We start from the raw sequence: 16,329 nt of genomic DNA on the forward strand, positions 1-16,329 counted from the left end.
CGGGTGAGAATTGCGTCTCGATCCGGCGGCGAACGGTGGACTACGCCCACGGTTCGCCGCCGGATCGTGAATCGGTCGCGTCAGTTGTTGTTCACGAACGTGGTGGCGAGGCTTTGTCCCTTGCTCACCGCGTTGGCGTGGTTCTCGATCGGCGAGACGGTCGAGTTCTTGAAGCAGATGTAGGTGACGCCGGAGTCGGTGCCGCCGTTGGACGGGTCGGGGTTGATGCCGAGGTCCTTCGCCGTGGCGTAGGAGGCCTCGCCGATGATCTGCGACGGGCCGGTGTCGCCGATGACGGTGTACTCGACCTTGCCGTTGTAGATCACCGCGCAGGAGCCGCCGCCCTTGAGGCCGGAGGAGGAGTACTTCCAGATGCTGCTGGAGCTCGGCACGACGATGTAGGGCAGCTTCGCGGCGTTGAGCGGCTTGCCGTCGGACTGGTGGAACGCGGTGTCGTCCTGGAAGCAGCAGTCGGTGTCCTCGTTGCACTGCGAGGTGCGCTGCCCGTCGCAGTCGATGTCCATGTCGGCTTTCCAGAAGACGGCCCCGTTGGCATCGCAGACGGCGACGGTTTTGCTCGAGACGTCTTCGTCGGTCTTGTACTTGCCGTTCGAGATCTGCTTGCAGCTGTTGGTCTTGGCGAGCAGCTGCGCGGCGGTGGGGGCGGCGGCCACGGTGGCCGGTGCCGCGGTGGCCGGTGCCGCGGTGGCCGGTGCCGCGGCCGGGGCGGGCGACGCGGACGCGACGGCCGACGGCACCACGGCCGACGCCAGCGCGAGCGTCGCGAGCAGGATCAGTTTCCGCATTCCTGGCGCTCCCTTTAGTTAGGAAACTTTCCTTACGGCGGCGGGGCACCAGGATGCACCGCGGAGGCGCGCGCGTTCAAGGCCTTCGGGTGCGGGAATTTCCCATCAGGGTGGCGGGAGTTGACGAAAAGGCTGCTCACCGGTCTGGCCGGGCGGCGACCGGTTCGGCGGGTGTCCCGTTCGCCGGGACGCGGCGGGTCCGCCGGGATCCGGCGAAGTTCGCCTAACGGGCAGGGCGGTTGGGCCTCGCCGGTTGGCGCGGCCCGGCTGCCGCTCGCTCGGCCGACGCGGTAGCGGGCAGCTCGCTACCCGGCGCGGGAGCGGTCCGCGCCCACGCGGGCGGCGCGGCAACAGGGCAGACCACCACCCGGCGCAAGCGGCCGGCGCCCGCACGCAACCCACCTGGTGTGCCCCGCGCCCACCGGGCGACGCGGCACTGGCAGCCACACCCGGCCCAAGAGGGGCCCGCGCCCACCCATGCGACGTGGCAACAAGCGACCGACCCCAGCGCGCGAGCGGCCCGCGCCCACCGGGCGACGCGGCACAGGCAGCCCCCAGCCCGCGAGCGACCCGCACCCACCCGGCAACAAGCGACCGGCCCCAGCGCGCGAGCGGCCCGCGCCTACCGGGCAGTGCGGCGGAACAGGCGGTTCGCCCAGCGGGTCGCGTGTCGGCGGGAGCCGGCGAGGACTCCGTCGAGCCAATCTCCGTCGAGGTCGTGCGGGAGCTCCGTGCGGGGCTGGAGCCAGCCGTCGGGGTGGACCGCGCCGCCGTCGCTCGAATACACGCGGGTCGCGCCCGCCTGGCGGAGCCGCGCGAGCACGCGCCGGTCGTAGGCGCCGAACGGCAGCGAGTACCGCCGGACCGGCCGGCCGCACAGGTCGCCGAGCAGCTTCGGCGCGTCCTTCAGCTCGCGGTCGGCGTGGCGGTCGTCGAGGCGCCGCCAGTCGCGCGGTTCCCAGCCGTGCGAGCCGATCTCCATGCCGGCGTGCACGAGCTCGCGCAGGCCGTCGCGATCGAGGTAGCCGCGCTGCCCGAGCCGGCCGGCGAGCGGGAAGAACTCCGCCGTCAGCCCGCGGTCGGCCAGCCGCGGCAGCACGATCTCGACGTCGGAGTCGTTGCCGTCGTCGAAGGTGAGCCGGACGTCTTCGCGGTCCGCGGCGGCGTCGAGGACGCGCTCGAACTGCTCGACGGTCAGCCAGCGCTCGTCTTCACCGGGGTCGAGCTGGCGCGCCGGCCGGCCCACCCCGTGCACGGCGAGGATCACCGTCACCACTCCCACCGCCTGCCACCGCGAGTAGTCGATTTGTTACTTCGATTAATCGCACTGGCAAACGGGTGAGTTACACATTTTTGCCGTTATTTAGCCTTTGCGGATTTCCAGCGTGCAGCACTTCGGGCCGCCGCCGGCTTTCCGCAGCTCAGAGATGTCGACGTAGACAGACTCGTACCCCCGAGCAGCGAGAAGTTCACCCAATCGGGTGGCCTCGACGGGCAGGACGACGTTGCGGCCGTCGGACACGCCGTTGAGGCCGAAACACTCGGCGTCTTCCCTGGTCGCGAGGACCGCGTCCGGGAACAGCCGCTCCAGCACCCGGCGCGAGCCGGCCGAGAAGGCGTCCGGGTAGTAGACGATCTGCGCGCGGGTCGTGTCGGTCGCTTCGGCGAGCACGAACAGGGCGGTGTCGAGGTGGTAGTAGCGCGGGTCGACCAGCTGCAGCGAGACGACCGGGACGCCGAGGACTTCCTGGGCCTCGGCGTGCGCGGCCGGGTCGGTGCGGAAGCCGGTGCCGGCGAGCAGCAGGGAGCCGGTCCAGGCGAAGTCGCCTTCGGCCTCGTTGATCTTCTCCGGCATGGTGATGTCGCGGTAGCCGTGCTCGACGAACCAGCGGCGGAAGTGCTCGGCTTCCGCGGCGCGCTGCGGGGCGCGGAACCGCGAGCCGAGCACGCGGCCGTCGACGACGGTGCCGGAGTTGGCGGCGAAGACCATGTCGGGCAGGCCGGGCTGGGGCTCGATCTCCTCGACGGTGTGGCCGAGGCGGCGATAGGTGTCGCGCAGCTCGGTCCACTGCGCGACGGCGACGTCCGCGCTGACCGGCTGGGTCGGGTCCATCCAGGGGTTGATCACGTAGTCCACCGCGAAGTGACGCGGGGGACACATCAGGTATCGACGGGTGGTCGGTACGCGCATCGCCTGCATGGTTGCAGGGTAAGGCGCGCCTAAACTCGCAATCAATCGCTGTTCGCTGCGCGTATCTGTGCTAGATGTTGCGTGTGAACACCATCGACCAGCGAATCGTTTCGTGTCTCGTGGCGAACGCGCGATCAAGCTACGCGGAGATCGGCAAGGTGGTCGGCCTGTCGGCGCCGGCGGTGAAGAGGCGGGTGGACCGGCTCCTCGAAACGGGCATCCTGCGCGGCTTCACGGCGGTGGTCGACCCGGAGGCGCTGGGCTGGGGAACGGAGGCGTTCGTCGAGGTCACCTGCCAGGGCAACATCACGCCGGCCCGCATCCGCGCCCGCTTGGAGCCGTTGCCGGAGGTGGTGGCGGCGTACACGGTGTCGGGCGCGGCGGACGCGATCGTCCACCTGAGGGCGGCGGACATCCACCACCTGGAGACGGCGCTCGAGCGGCTGCGGGGGCTGGAGATCGTGGACCGGACGGTGTCGACGGTGGTGCTCTCGCGGCTGCTGGAGCGGCCGCCCACTCCGGAGCAGTGAGGCCTCCGGCCCCCGGTTCAGACCGGAAGGGTGACTTATCCCGGCCGCGACCCGGGCAGGGCCGAAAGCGCTCAGCCGCCCAGCGCGCGCAGCACCGGTGGTGCCTCGTCCGGGTGCAGGCGCAGCTCCGTCCGGCCGCCCGGTGACTGGAACGTCACCGCCTGGCGGTCCACCGCCTGCATCGTCAGCTCGCCCGGCTCGAACGGCACCGGCTCCGCGCCCGGCGTCCGCCACGTCGCCGTCCCCTCGCCCACCGCGATCCAGCCCCGCCGTTCGCGGCCGTCGGTCACCTCTTCGGACCGCAGCACACACGGGTACTCCACCCGCTCGCCGCGCGCGGAGGCCGCGGCGCGGGAGCGGCGGCGCCGTCCGCCGAACAGCTCCGACATGTCGATCATCGTCAGCAGGTTGCCGACCAGCACCACCAGCAGTTCCGCCACACACCACCAATACCCTGATCCGATGACCGACAGCATCGTCAGCGAGCACGCCGGCGGCGTCGCCCTCCTCACCGTCGACGCTCCCGGGAGCCGGAACGCGCTGACGCTCGACCTCTCCGGGCAGCTCGCCGACGCCGTGGCCGCCGCCGAACGGGATGAGGCCGTGCACGCCGTCGTCGTCACCGGTACTCCGCCCGCCTTCTGCGCCGGCGCCGATCTGTCCGCCTTGGCCGAAGCCGACGAAACCGGCCTGCGGGCCATCTACGCGGGCTTCCTCGCCGTCGCGCAGTGCACCCTGCCGACCATTGCCGCCGTCGGGGGTGCCGCCGTCGGGGCCGGGCTGAACCTCGCGCTCGCCGCCGATGTCCGGCTGGCCGGGCCGCGGGCGAAGTTCGTCGCCCGGTTCCTCGAACTCGGGCTGCACCCCGGGGGCGGGATGACCTGGATGACGCAGCGGATCGCCGGCCCCCAGCAGGCCGCCGCCATGACCCTGTTCGGGCAGCCGCTCGACGCCGAAGCCGCCGTGCGGGCCGGGCTGGCTCTGCGCGTCGTCGACGGGGGCCATGACGAACTGCTGACCGCCGCGCGTGAGCTCGCTCACCCCGCCGTCGCCGCGCCGCGCGAAGCGCTGCTCGCCACCAAGCGCAGCCTGCGCGCCACCGCGGGCCTGGCCGAGCACAGCGCCGCCGTCGACGTCGAGATCCGGCCGCAGCTCGCCTCCCTGGCGTCACCGGAGTTCGCCGAACGGCTTTCCCTGATGCGGGAACGGATCCGGTCCCGGCCGTGACGCGGGAGACGCGCATCACAACGCGTCGCGGCGACTACCCGTTACCATGAGTTACAGGTATCTGGCGGACCTGCGAAGGGGACATTGAAGAGCACCGAAGAGGTCGTCCAACACCCGGGACACTACCAACATCGGTGTTGAGGGCGAGCTAACCTCGGGAGTAGACCTGGTGAACGCAGCCGCGGCACCGGCAGGCGAACGGAAGCCGTACCGTCGGGAGAGAGGGAATCCCTGACCCATGAGCACGAGTGCGAACGGCAACGGCGCTGGTCACGGCTCGCTCGCCGCAACCAGGCCGACCGAGGTCAGCAAGCTGGACCGGGTGGTCATCCGGTTCGCGGGCGACTCCGGTGACGGCATGCAGCTGACCGGCGACCGCTTCACCTCCGAAGCCGCCGCGTTCGGCAACGACCTGTCGACGATGCCGAACTTCCCCGCCGAGATCCGCGCGCCACAGGGCACCATCCCCGGCGTCTCCAGCTTCCAGGTGCACTTCGCCGACTACGACATCCTCACCCCCGGCGACCGGCCGGACGTGCTGGTGGCGATGAACCCGGCCGCGCTCAAGGCGAACCTCGGCGACGTCCCGCACGGCGGCACGATCATCCTCAACACCGACGAGTTCATCAAGCGCAACCTGACCAAGGTCGGCTACGCGACGGACCCGCTGGACGACGACACGCTCACGCCCTACCAGGTGCACCGGGTCGCCATGTCGACCCTGACCCAGGGCGCGCTCGCCGAAACCGGCCTCGGCAAGAAGGACGCCGAGCGCTGCAAGAACATGTTCGCGCTCGGCCTGCTGTCGTGGATGTACCACCGGCCGACCGAGGGCACCGAGCGGTTCCTGCGCGAGAAGTTCGCGAAGAAGCCGGACATCGCCGAGGCGAACATCCTCGCCTTCCGCGCGGGCTGGAACTACGGCGAGACCACCGAGTCGTTCGCGACGACCTTCCAGGTCGCCCCGGCGAAGCTGACCCAGGGCACCTACCGGCAGATCACCGGCAACACCGCGCTCGCCTACGGGATCGTGGCCGCCGGGCAGCGCTCGGGCCTGCAGATCTTGCTTGGCACGTACCCGATCACGCCGGCCTCGGACATCCTCCACGAGCTGTCCAAGCACAAGAACTTCGGCATCATCACCTTCCAGGCCGAGGACGAGATCGCCGGCATCGGCGCCGCGCTCGGCGCGTCCTACGGCGGCGCGCTCGGCGTCACCTCGACGTCCGGGCCCGGTGTCGCGCTGAAGTCCGAAGCCGTCGGCCTCGGCGTGATGGTGGAGCTGCCGCTGGTCGTCATCGACGTCCAGCGCGGCGGCCCGTCCACCGGCCTGCCGACCAAGACCGAGCAGGCCGACCTGCTGCAGGCGATGTACGGCCGCAACGGGGAGTCGCCGGTCCCGATCATCGCCCCGCTGTCGCCTGCGGACTGCTTCGACGCGGCGGTCGAGGCGACCCGGATCGCGCTGAAGTACCGCACGCCGGTGCTGCTGCTCTCGGACGGCGCGATCGCGAACGGCTCCGAGCCGTGGCTGATCCCGGACGTCGACGAGCTGCCCGACCTGCGGGTCGAGTTCGCCAGCGAACCCAACGCGGACAACGACTCCGGCGAGTTCTGGCCGTACGTCCGCGACCCCGAGACCCTCGCCCGCGCCTGGGCGGTCCCGGGCACCCCGGGGCTGCAGCACCGCATCGGCGGGCTGGAGAAGGCCGACAAGACCGGCCACATCTCCTACGACCCCGACAACCACGACAAGATGGTCCGGCTGCGGCAGGCGAAGGTGGACGGCATCGACGTCCCCGACCTCGTCGTCGACGACCCCAGCGGCGGCAAGGCCCGCGTGCTCGCGCTCGGCTGGGGCAGCTCGTTCGGCCCGATCGGCGCGGCCTGCCGGCGCGTGCGCAAGCTCGGCCTGCCGATCGCGCAGGCGCACCTGCGTCACCTCAACCCGCTGCCCGCCAACCTCGGCGACATCCTGCGCAGCTACGACAAGGTCGTGGTGCCGGAGATGAACCTGGGCCAGCTCGCGCTGCTGCTGCGGGCGAAGTACCTGGTCGACGTCCACTGGCACACCAAGGTCGCCGGGCTGCCGTTCAAGGCCGAAGAGCTGCAGAACCTGTTCTCGGAGATCATCACCGGCGTTACTACGGAGGCGGCGAAATGACCGCAATCGACATCGGGCTTCCCACCATCGGTGGCCTGGACCTCGTGCCCACCACCGACGAGCCGCAGAAGGCCAAGGACTACAAGTCCGACCAGGAAGTCCGCTGGTGCCCGGGCTGCGGCGACTACGTCGTCCTCAACGCCGTCCAATCGTTCCTGCCGACGCTGGGCCTCAAGCGCGAGAACATCGTCTTCATCTCGGGCATCGGGTGCTCGTCGCGGTTCCCGTACTACCTCAACACCTACGGCATGCACTCGATCCACGGGCGCGCGCCGTCGATCGCGACCGGCCTGGCGACCACCCGCCCGGACCTGTCGGTGTGGGTCGTCACCGGTGACGGCGACGCGCTGTCCATCGGCGGCAACCACCTGATCCACGCGTTGCGGCGCAACGTGAACATCAAGATCCTGCTGTTCAACAACCGGATCTACGGGCTGACCAAGGGCCAGTACTCCCCGACGTCCGGGCAGGGCATGGTCACGAAGTCGACGCCGATGGGTTCGGTGGACACGCCGTTCAACCCGCTCTCGCTGGCGATCGGCGCGGAGGCGTCGTTCGTGGGCCGCGCGCTGGACTCCGACCGCAAGGGCCTGACCGAGGTCCTCCAGGCGGCGGCGCAGCACCGCGGCTCGGCGCTGGTCGAGATCTACCAGAACTGCCCGATCTTCAACGACGGCGCGTTCGACGTCCTCAAGGACGCCGACGAGGCCGCCACCCGCCTGATCCCGCTGCGCGCCGGCGAGCCGATCCGGTTCGGCCCGAACCAGGAGTTCGGCGTCAAGCGCGGCGACTGGGGCGGCCTGGACGTCGCCAAGGTCGCGGACATCGGCGAGGACAACCTCGTCGTGCACGACCCGTCGATCGCGGACACGTCGTACGCGTTCGCGCTGTCGCGCCTGGGCGACCAGAACCTCAACCACGTCCCGACGGGCATCCTCCGCCAGGTCGAGCGCCCGACGTACGACGACGGCGCCCGTGCCCAGGTCGAGGAGGCCCGCGCGGCCCGCAAGCCGGACCTGCAGGGGCTGCTGCGCGGCAAGGACACCTGGACGGTCGCGTAACCACTGCTTCCCGGAGGCCGCCATGCCCGGTGCATGGCGGCCTTCGTCGTATTCGGGGTTGCCCCGGTTGGGACACGTGTCCTAAGTTCTAGGTCATGCGACCCAACTCACCTTTCGCGTTCTTCGACGTCCGCACCGCCGACGCGGCGGGCAGCAAGCGGTTCTTCGCCGAGTTGCTGGGCTGGGAGGCCGACGACACGCTGCTGAAGACCGGCGGCGCGCCCTGGGGCGGCCTCACCGAGCTGGCGCCCGGCGACGACCGGGCACCGCAGTGGCTGCCCTACGCGCCGGTGTCCGATGTGGACGCTGCCGCGGCGAAAGCACTGGCGCTGGGCGGAACCCTGGTGCGCGAGCGCACCGACCTGCCGTTCGGCTCCCTGGTGGTGGTCACCGATCCCGGCGGCGCGGCGCTCGTGCTGTTCCAGGCCGCGCCGGGCGTCAGCTGAGCGGGCGGAACCCGACGCGCTCGGCGTCTTCGGCCGTCCGGAACCAAACCTCGGCGACCATCTTCGGGAACTGCGCCGATTCCTCGGTGCAGTACCGCAAAGCCGTGACGCTGGCCTTCACGGCGAAGCTGTCGCTGGGGGCACCGCCACCCGGGCGCGGCATCGCCGAACCGGGGCCGAACGGGCCCGGCGGGACCGAGTCGCCCGCGGCCTGCCGGGCCGGGGGCGGCTCCGGGGCCGCGACACTCGCGGCGGCCGCCGCCTGGTTCGGCTGGACCGACGGCTCGAACAGCGAGCCGCTGTGTGCACCGGACAGGTCCGGTTCGCGGCGCTCGACCGTGCGCATCGACGGCTGGATCGGCTGCGGCGCGTCGAACCCCCCGCGCACCGCCTCCCGCGGCTGTCGCTTCGGCAGCACCTGCGTCGCTTCGGCAGGGGTCTCCGGCGGCACGTCCAGCTCGCTTTCGGCGATGTCACCGCCGAACGCGTACTGCGGCGGCTCGGCGTCTTCCGGCTCGTCCTGGCGCACCGAGCCGGGGTGTTCGGTGATGAAGCGGGTGCGCTCCACCGGTTCTTCGAACGCCGACCGCTGGGACGGGGCCTCGTCGTCGAACCAGTCCGGCGTGTCCGCCGCCTCGCCGGCCGGGGGCTGGAACAGCGAGCCCGCGGAGTCGGTGTCGAGCTGCTCGAGCCGCGACAACGCCGGCGACTCGGGCTCCGGCTCGTCGTCGAACGAATCGCCGACCGGGGCCAGGTACTGGGTCGCGGAGGCCTGCTCCGGCTCCTCGTCCGACGTCAGGAACTGGGTGGCCGCGCTTCGGTACGGGTCGTCCTCCTCGAGCTCCGGCTCGGGCGCGCGGACGGGCTCCGGCTCCGGCGGGATCCGGGACGGCACCTGCGCGTCCAGCTCGGCGAAGTCCTCGTCGATGTCGTCGTGGACGTCGTCGCGGTGGATCGGCGGCGCGGCGACCAGCGTGCCGGGGTAGGAGGTCTCCTGGCGGGACGGCTCCGGTTCGCGCCGCCGGAAGGCGTCGGTGCCGCTGCCGACCGTCGCGGCGTTCGCGGGGGTGCGCGCGGCGTCGGCGTGGGCCTGCGCCAGCGAGCTCTCCAGCCGGCGGACGCTCTTGCGGAGCGGCAGCACCAGCACCAGCCAGGTGAGGAGGACCCCGACGAAGAACGCGGCGAGGCTCCACAGCCAGACCTGTCCGAATATGGACATCTTTTCCTGCCCCTGTTAAGTGCTCAGCGCGTACGCGCGACCAGGTAGTCGGCGACCGACTCGCACGCGTCCCGGGCGGGTGACGCGGGCAGCGCGGTGAGCTCGGCTCGCGCGCGCTGAGCGTAGTCGGAAAGGGTGACGCGTGCTCGATCGAGTCCGCTACTGACCCGGAGGAGCTCCAGCGCCTCCTGCACGAGCGCGTCGTCGGCGATCGGGCCGGACAGCAGCTCGACCAGCCGCGGGTCGGTCTCCGGGTCGGCCAGCGCGTACAGCATCGGCAACGTCCGGACGCCTTCGCGCAGGTCGGTGCCCTGCGCCTTGCCGAGCTCGTCGGACGGCGACGCGATGTCGATGATGTCGTCGGAGATCTGGAAGGCGGTGCCGATGATGTCGCCGAACCGGCGCAGCGCCTCGATGTGCCCCTCGGCGGCGCCGGACATCATGCCGCCGAACCGGCCGGAGGTGGCGATCAGCGAGCCGGTCTTCTGCGCGATGACGGTGAGGTAGTGCGCGACGGCGTCGTCACCCGGGCCGGGGCCGACGGTCTCCCGCATCTGGCCGGTGACCAGCTCGCCGAAGGTCTCGGCGATGATCCGCGCGGCGTCCGTGCCGAGGTCGGCGACCAGGCGCGAGGCGTGCGCGAAGAGGAAATCGCCGGTGAGGATGGCGATGGTGTTGTCCCAGCGGGCGTTGACGCTCTCGGCGCCGCGCCGCATGGTGGCCTCGTCCATGACGTCGTCGTGGTAGAGCGTGGCCAGGTGCACCAGCTCCACCGCGGCGGCGGCGATCACCACGTGGTCGTCCTGCTTGGGGCCGAACTGCGCGGCGAGCAGCGTGAACAGCGGACGGAAGCGTTTGCCCCCGGCCTCGACCAGGTGCAACGCGGCGTCGTTGACGGCCTGGACGTCACTGCGGACGACCTCGCGCAGCAGCTTCTCGACCTCGGTCAGCCCGCCGGCGATCGACCGCAGCAGGGTTTCGTCGGCGATCTGCAGCCCGACCGACGCCCGCAGGTCGTCGAGGGCGCCGCCCGGCGCAGCGGGGAGGGATCCCGCCCCGGGGGCTGGGGAAGGCACAGACACGTCGGCTCCGCTCTACTCGTGCACCGGTCGGTTGCCCCTTGAGCGTAGTGGCTCCGCCGCGCGGTCGTTTACCCGCTGTCCTGCGGAAACGGTGATGAACATGACACCGCCCGGGTGGTTGGTGATCCTCGAAAGGGTGATCGCCGTTCCCAGGCGCAACGCGGGTCTCCGGCGGGCGGATATTCAGTCCTGGAAGAGCGGCCGCCCAGGCCCCTCTCCGGCGGCGAGGAGGACAGCGGATGCGCAGCACGATCGTCACGGCCTTGGTGGTGACCGGCCTGGCGGCTTCCAGCGCTTCGGCGTTCGCGGCGGTCCCGCAGCCAGGCGTGGCGGACATCGGCGCGGCTGCGTTCGCATCGGTCGTGATCGCGCCCCAGGCACCCTGTTCGATCGGCGGCCCGACGAGCGCAACGGCCCAGCGGGTCTCGAAGCCGGGCATCACCTTCGGCGGCGGAACGTCCTCGTGCACGACGTCGCCCTCCGGGGACTCGACGACCTCCACCGCTACGGGCAAGAACTTCGAGCTGTCGGCGCTGGTGGCCGCGGGCGGGCCCCGGGTGAAGCTGTCGAGCTACACGGTGACGTGCGTGGGGACGCAGACGCAGACGAACGCGAACTGGACGTACGGCGGGCTGTCGGGGATCGCGAACCCGCCGAGCCCGGTGCCGGCGGGATACGTGTCCCCGCTCCGGAAATCGGACGGAACGGTCCTGGCGAACGCGGTGTTCAACATCCAGGAACTCTCGGGCGACGGAAGCGTCGGCTTGACGATGCTGCGGATCGATTTCCTCCCGCCATCGGGCCTGAGCGGAGTGGTGACGCTGGGGCGCACGAGCTGCGCGCCAACCCCGTAGACGTCACGAGGGCCGCGGCTTGGGAGAGCGCCGAGAGGACCGCCGCGGCCCTCGTGACCTTGGCTTTTGGGTCGCGGGAACCCTGGTAGGGTGCGGTGCGTCGGATACGCAGGGTGCTCGGGGTGGAGCACACTGCAAGCTAGGGGAGAGCTGATGACGACGGTGTGCTGTGCCTGAGGTCTACGACCCGAGTGGGGATTGGGAGCTGCCGGGGCCGAATGGGGTGCCGCGCGCTGGGTCTTATGGGCCGGCGGGTGGTGCTTCTGGTGGGGCGGGGTTCGCTTATGACGAGGAGACGCTTCGCGAGTTGATGCGGGAGTGGAACGACCTGGCCGACGAGTTCAAGCACGACCAAGAGCAGGCGACCACCCTCACTCGCGTCAAAGGTCCAGGCCTCGAGTATGCGAGTGGCGGCAACGCGGAGAAGATTCATCAATCCGGGGAGGCACTGCTGTCGACGCTGGCGGCTCGGGAAGAGTATTGCCGCAACATGGCTGCCAAGTTCCAGACCGCCTTGGGTAAGTACGCGCGCGCCGAGGACGACCACACCACGGAGATCAAGCAGACCGGAGGCAGTCTCTGATGCGCCGCGCCGTTCTCATGTTCAGCGCATTGCTGCTCGCAGCGGCGGCGTGTTCGACCACCAACCCGGGAATTCCATCGGCTTCCAGCGCTGCCCCGGGAACGAACTCCTCACCTGAAAGCCACAGTGCACTGCCGGGACCTGGAGTTCCCAAAGTCCTGCATCCAGTCGACGTGACGCACTTCAAACGGCAGCCGTGCGGCGCACTGACCGACTCTCAAGTAGCCGAGCTTCTCGGCTCTGGCGTGTCAGGCAAGCCAGACCTGCAGGCACCCGCTGGGCCGACTTGCTCATGGGACGCAGCCGACGTTTCCCAGGCAGGGATCGGAGTAATCTTCATGAACGCCGACCAGCTCGGGCTGACGAGCGTCTACGAAGCCAAGGACAAACAGTATAAATTCTTCCAGCCGATGGAATCGCTCGATGGCTTCCCGATCGTTGCCTATGGCGTGAGCGACGAGCGAGCATCCCGTGGCCGGTGCGCGGTCGCGCTCGGCGTGAGCGACACCCAGGCCGTCGACATCCACGTCGCACAATCCGAAAATAACATCGGTAAGAAGGATCCTTGCGCGGCGGCTCATGACATCGCTGCACAGGTACTGGGCAATCTCCGCGGGGGGAACTGATGGCGACCGAAGGACCGCTGACGGCAGCGCAGATTTATGAGCAGATCACCGGGGGCGAGGGTGTCGGCTCGCTGGCCGATGCTCAGGATGGTGCCCGGCAGTTGACCACTCGGATGGTTGAACGGGCCCAGCGGATCAGTGCTCTCCGGGCAAAGACCATGTCCGGTTGGAGTGGGAACGCTGGGGAAGCCGCTGCGGATGCGACTCTTCCTCTTGTTCAAGCCGCCGCTGATGATGCTGTTCATCTTCAGAATGCCCAAAGTGCTGTTGGGGCTCAGATGGATGCCTTCGGGACCGCCAAGTATTCCGTCAAGCCTGTTTCTTCTCAGCCGCCTGAACTAGGGGCTGAGGATGTTGTTCGTGCCATTTCGGACCACGGCTGGGGTTCCTACCACGCCAAAATTGCGCGGTGGCAGGCTGACAGCCAAGCCAACATCGATGCCTTCAGTGCCTATCACTCCGCCAGCACCTCCAATGGTGGGCAGATGCCCGCCCAATACGCGCAGCTTGCCGACTCCGGGGCTTCCATCTCCATGCGGACCTCCGGAAACAAAACCGGTCCTACTGATACCGGAGAGTGGGCTCGAAACCCCCGGGATACGCAGGTTCCGAGTCAGGATCGGCAGACCGTTCGGCCCGGGCAGAACCGGGTGACCGACGGAAACCAACGGCAAACTCAGCAGGATCGACAGCCCAGGCCGAACCAGGTTCAGGCCGGGAACACGAACACCGGAACCACGATCAGCGGAACCAAGCACAGCGGGAACACGCCCAGCGACGCCACCCACGCCAACAGCTACGTCCCCAAGCCCGTCCTGCCCGCCGCTCAGGGTGGGTATGAGTTCGGGCCTACCGGGCAGCCCGTCAGCAACCTGACCGGGACGAACTGGCCCGGCGGGTTCGGGCCAGGAAGCGGGCCGTACAGCGGCGGTGGGTATCAGCCGAGCCCCGGGATGCCGGGCACCAGCACTGGAACGGGACCAGGCGCCGGAAGCAAAGCCAACCAGCCCGGCCCCCGCGCCCCCGGCAGCAGCACCGACGCCCGCCTCCCCGAAGAACGGCTCCCCGGCGCCAACCCCCTCCGTGGCTCCGCCGGCCCGCGGGGTGCCAACGGCCTCCCCATGGGCACTCCGCTCGCCGGGCGTGCCGGCAAAGAAGAAGACCGCGAAAAGAAGAAAGCCCGCTACCTCCAGAACCCCGATCCCGACGAGACCTTCGGCGGCTTCACCGAAAAGCCCATGCCGCCCGTCATCGGTGAGCACAAGAAACGATGATCTTCTCGCTCGGCACCTTGCTCACCGCCCTGCGCGGCGTCGGCTGCGGTGATCCGCACCCCGTTTTCGCGAGCGGCCTCCGCTACATTCCGCCCTCCCTCAAGCAACAAATCACCAGCGAAGCCTTCGACGAACTCAGCCCATACGGCGTCACCCAAGGCGACGGCTTCACGCCCGAATTCGAAGACCTCCTGCACCTCATCGGCCAACCCGCCCAGGAGTACTTCGCCTACACCCGGGACGCCACCGGGCAAACCAGCATCCTGGCCACGGCCGATGACGAAACCGCCGTCTGCGTGGTCTGCCGCGGCGATCAGGTCGAACTCACCGAGGTCGACGTCCACCCCGCCGACGCCCTCGTCGCGCGCCTGCCGCACTGCCGGCCCGCCGATCTCAAGCCCTTCTCGCTCCCCCAAGACGACTTCCGGACGCCACCGGACAGCGACATCTTCGACGAAGAGCGCAGCCGGGCCGCGCAGGAGCTCGACGCCCTCTTTCAGCAGCCCCACTTCGGCGTCGGGCAACTCCACGCCGCTGACCGGACCGTCAGCTATCTCGACCTGAAAGCCGGACGCGTCGGGATTGCCCTCGAAAACGGCTACATCAACGTCGCACCCGGGGAACAAGAAAATCTCAGCCAAATGCTGAAGGCCGCCGCCCTCGAATAACGAGAGCGGCGGCCCAGGAAAAGCAGAACTCAGAAAGCGAAACCGCCGGAACCCGCCCAGCCCAGGGCGAACGCCGGGACCAGGCCCAGCACCAGCGTCACCGCCGTGCCCAGGAAGATCGCCGTCCCCGTGCCGAAGCCCGGGACCGAGACCGAGGGGCCGTCCGCCGCCGGCTCGGAGAAGTACATCAGGACGATCACTCGCAGGTAGAAGAACGCCGCCACCGCGCTGAACACCAGGGCCACCACCACCAGCGGGGCCATTCCGTCCGACAACGCCGCCGAGAACACGACGAACTTGCCGATGAAACCGGACGTCAACGGGATACCCGCCAGCGCCAGCAACAGGAACGTGAACACGCCGGCCAGCAACGGCGAGCGCTTCGCCAGCCCGGCCCACGCCGACAGGTGCGTTGCCTCGCCCGACGAATCGCGGACCAGGCTGATCACGCCGAACGCCGCCAGCGTCGTGAAGCCGTACGCCAGCAGGTAGAACAGCGTGCTCGAGAGCCCATCGCGCGTCATCGCGATCGCCCCGACCAGCAGGAAGCCCGCGTGGGCGATCGACGAGTACGCCACCATGCGCTTGACGTCCGTCTGGGTCAGGCCCAGCACCGCACCGATCACCATCGAAATGATCGCCACGCCCCACAGGACGCCGCGCCACTCCCACGACGTCGACGAGAACGCCACCGACAGCACCCGCAGGATGCCGCCGAACGCCGCCACCTTCGTGCACGCCGCCATGAACGCCGTCACCGGCGTCGGGGCTCCCTGGTACACGTCCGGGGTCCACGTGTGGAACGGGCCGACCGAGCCCTTGAACAGCAGGCCCACCACCAGCAGACCCAGGCCCGCGAACAGCAGCGTGTCCGACCGGTCCGAACCCGCCGCCGCGGCCGCGATGTCGCCCAGCTTCACCGAGTTCGCGTAGCCGTACAGCAGCGCCAGGCCGTACAGGAAGAACGCCGACGAGAACGCGCCCAGAAGGAAGTACTTCACCGCCGCTTCCTGCGAGAGCAACCGGCGGCGCCGCGCGAGGCCGCACATCAGGTACAGCGGGAGCGACAGCACCTCCAGCGCGATGAACATCGTCAGCAGGTCGTTCGCCGCCGTGAACGCCATCATGCCGCCGAGGGCGAACAGCGTCAGCGGGAACACCTCGGTCTGCATCACCGTCGCCGTCTGGGCGCGGTCCTGGACCGTGCCCGGGCGGATGCCGGCCTGGGCGACCAGTGCGCCGCCCGGCTCGACCACGCGGTCCGAGATCAGCAGCACCGCGCCGACCGCCAGCGCCAGCAGCGTGCCCCAGAGGAACAGCGCCGGCCGGTCGATCGAGATCGCGCCGCTGAACGTCGTGACGCCGCCCGCCGGGGCGCTGCCCGTCGCGTAGATGATCAGGCTGACGCCGGCCGCGACGATCGACGCCAGGCTCAGGCCCACCTGGATGCCGAACCGCGAGCGCTTCGCCGCGAACGCCTCGACCAGCACGCTGACGCACGCCGCGCCGAGGACGATCAGCACCGGCAGCACCGCCGGGTAGTCGATCGACGGCGTCGTGATCGGCGTCGGCGCCTGGGTCAGGAGGATGTCGAGCAC

General features: G+C 69.8%; 17 protein-coding genes. 10 read left to right on the forward strand and 7 right to left on the reverse strand.

All coding sequences use genetic code 11. The features are described 5' to 3' along the window. Positions 1 to 80: 80 nt before the first annotated feature. From ACWDN5_RS10525 to ddaH, 3 genes are all read right to left on the reverse strand, one after another. Positions 81 to 806, reverse strand: coding sequence for a glycoside hydrolase family 75 protein (locus ACWDN5_RS10525; protein WP_449675957.1), 726 nt, complete (start codon positions 804 to 806; stop codon positions 81 to 83). A 622-nt stretch (positions 807 to 1,428) separates the two neighbouring features. Continuing rightward, positions 1,429 to 2,088: a polysaccharide deacetylase family protein gene (locus tag ACWDN5_RS10530; protein WP_449675958.1), complete on the reverse strand. Its 660-nt coding sequence runs from the start codon at positions 2,086 to 2,088 to the stop codon at positions 1,429 to 1,431. Between the two features lie 81 nt (positions 2,089 to 2,169). Beyond that, positions 2,170 to 3,006: a dimethylargininase gene (ddaH, locus tag ACWDN5_RS10535; RefSeq protein ID WP_449675959.1), complete on the reverse strand. Its 837-nt coding sequence runs from the start codon at positions 3,004 to 3,006 to the stop codon at positions 2,170 to 2,172. A 74-nt stretch (positions 3,007 to 3,080) separates the two neighbouring features. Here ddaH and ACWDN5_RS10540 point away from each other — a divergent pair, with 74 nt between their 5' ends. Further along, positions 3,081 to 3,527, forward strand: a complete 447-nt coding sequence (locus tag ACWDN5_RS10540; protein WP_033261465.1) for an Lrp/AsnC family transcriptional regulator — start codon at positions 3,081 to 3,083, stop codon at positions 3,525 to 3,527. A 71-nt stretch (positions 3,528 to 3,598) separates the two neighbouring features. Here ACWDN5_RS10540 and ACWDN5_RS10545 read toward each other — a convergent pair whose 3' ends face one another. Further along, complete coding sequence (locus ACWDN5_RS10545; RefSeq protein WP_449675960.1) at positions 3,599 to 3,967, reverse strand: hypothetical protein; 369 nt, start codon at positions 3,965 to 3,967, stop codon at positions 3,599 to 3,601. 22 nt (positions 3,968 to 3,989) lie between these two features. Between ACWDN5_RS10545 and ACWDN5_RS10550 the strand changes: the two genes are divergently transcribed. The 4 genes from ACWDN5_RS10550 to ACWDN5_RS10565 all read left to right on the forward strand — a co-directional run bounded on the left by ACWDN5_RS10550 (position 3,990) and on the right by ACWDN5_RS10565 (position 8,425). Further along, a complete protein-coding gene (locus ACWDN5_RS10550; RefSeq protein ID WP_449675962.1) occupies positions 3,990 to 4,754 on the forward strand; it encodes an enoyl-CoA hydratase in 765 nt (254 codons plus the stop codon). Positions 4,755 to 4,992: 238 nt separating this feature from the next. Then, positions 4,993 to 6,918: a 2-oxoacid:acceptor oxidoreductase subunit alpha gene (locus ACWDN5_RS10555; RefSeq protein ID WP_449675964.1), complete on the forward strand. Its 1,926-nt coding sequence runs from the start codon at positions 4,993 to 4,995 to the stop codon at positions 6,916 to 6,918. Beyond that, positions 6,915 to 7,979, forward strand: a complete 1,065-nt coding sequence (locus ACWDN5_RS10560; RefSeq protein WP_310967859.1) for a 2-oxoacid:ferredoxin oxidoreductase subunit beta — start codon at positions 6,915 to 6,917, stop codon at positions 7,977 to 7,979. The genes ACWDN5_RS10555 and ACWDN5_RS10560 overlap by 4 nt, the downstream gene beginning before the upstream one ends. 95 nt (positions 7,980 to 8,074) lie before the next feature. Continuing rightward, positions 8,075 to 8,425 carry a VOC family protein gene (locus ACWDN5_RS10565; RefSeq protein ID WP_449675965.1) on the forward strand — a complete coding sequence of 117 codons (351 nt, stop codon included), beginning with the start codon at positions 8,075 to 8,077 and terminating at the stop codon, positions 8,423 to 8,425. Here ACWDN5_RS10565 and ACWDN5_RS10570 read toward each other — a convergent pair. After that, entirely contained in the window at positions 8,418 to 9,644 is a 1,227-nt protein-coding gene (locus ACWDN5_RS10570; protein ID WP_449675967.1) for a sunset domain-containing protein, read from the reverse strand. The two genes, ACWDN5_RS10565 and ACWDN5_RS10570, sit on opposite strands and share 8 nt — an antisense overlap. Before the next feature lie 23 nt (positions 9,645 to 9,667). Then, on the reverse strand, positions 9,668 to 10,720 hold the full coding sequence (locus tag ACWDN5_RS10575; protein ID WP_310968487.1) for a polyprenyl synthetase family protein: 1,053 nt from the start codon (positions 10,718 to 10,720) through the stop codon (positions 9,668 to 9,670). 245 nt (positions 10,721 to 10,965) lie between these two features. Between ACWDN5_RS10575 and ACWDN5_RS10580 the strand changes: the two genes are divergently transcribed. From ACWDN5_RS10580 to ACWDN5_RS10600, 5 genes are all read left to right on the forward strand, one after another. After that, positions 10,966 to 11,580 (forward strand): hypothetical protein, encoded by a 615-nt coding sequence (locus ACWDN5_RS10580; RefSeq protein ID WP_449675968.1) that lies wholly within the window; start codon positions 10,966 to 10,968, stop codon positions 11,578 to 11,580. A 169-nt stretch (positions 11,581 to 11,749) separates the two neighbouring features. After that, complete coding sequence (locus tag ACWDN5_RS10585) at positions 11,750 to 12,163, forward strand: hypothetical protein (protein ID WP_449675969.1); 414 nt, start codon at positions 11,750 to 11,752, stop codon at positions 12,161 to 12,163. Positions 12,164 to 12,180: 17 nt separating this feature from the next. Then, positions 12,181 to 12,789, forward strand: coding sequence for a DUF3558 domain-containing protein (locus ACWDN5_RS10590; protein WP_449675985.1), 609 nt, complete (start codon positions 12,181 to 12,183; stop codon positions 12,787 to 12,789). Further along, positions 12,789 to 14,063 carry a PPE domain-containing protein gene (locus tag ACWDN5_RS10595; protein WP_449675970.1) on the forward strand — a complete coding sequence of 425 codons (1,275 nt, stop codon included), beginning with the start codon at positions 12,789 to 12,791 and terminating at the stop codon, positions 14,061 to 14,063. Before ACWDN5_RS10590 ends, ACWDN5_RS10595 begins: the two co-directional genes overlap by 1 nt. Beyond that, positions 14,060 to 14,731, forward strand: a complete 672-nt coding sequence (locus ACWDN5_RS10600; protein ID WP_449675971.1) for an ESX secretion-associated protein EspG — start codon at positions 14,060 to 14,062, stop codon at positions 14,729 to 14,731. The genes ACWDN5_RS10595 and ACWDN5_RS10600 overlap by 4 nt, the downstream gene beginning before the upstream one ends. 29 nt (positions 14,732 to 14,760) lie before the next feature. Here the strand turns inward: ACWDN5_RS10600 and nuoN are convergent, their stop codons facing one another. Then, the gene (nuoN, locus tag ACWDN5_RS10605) at positions 14,761 to 16,329 is read right to left on the reverse strand and encodes an NADH-quinone oxidoreductase subunit NuoN (protein ID WP_310967867.1); all 1,569 of its coding nucleotides are present in this window, start codon (positions 16,327 to 16,329) and stop codon (positions 14,761 to 14,763) included.

The sequence above is a fragment of the Amycolatopsis sp. NPDC003731 genome, assembly GCF_053586895.1.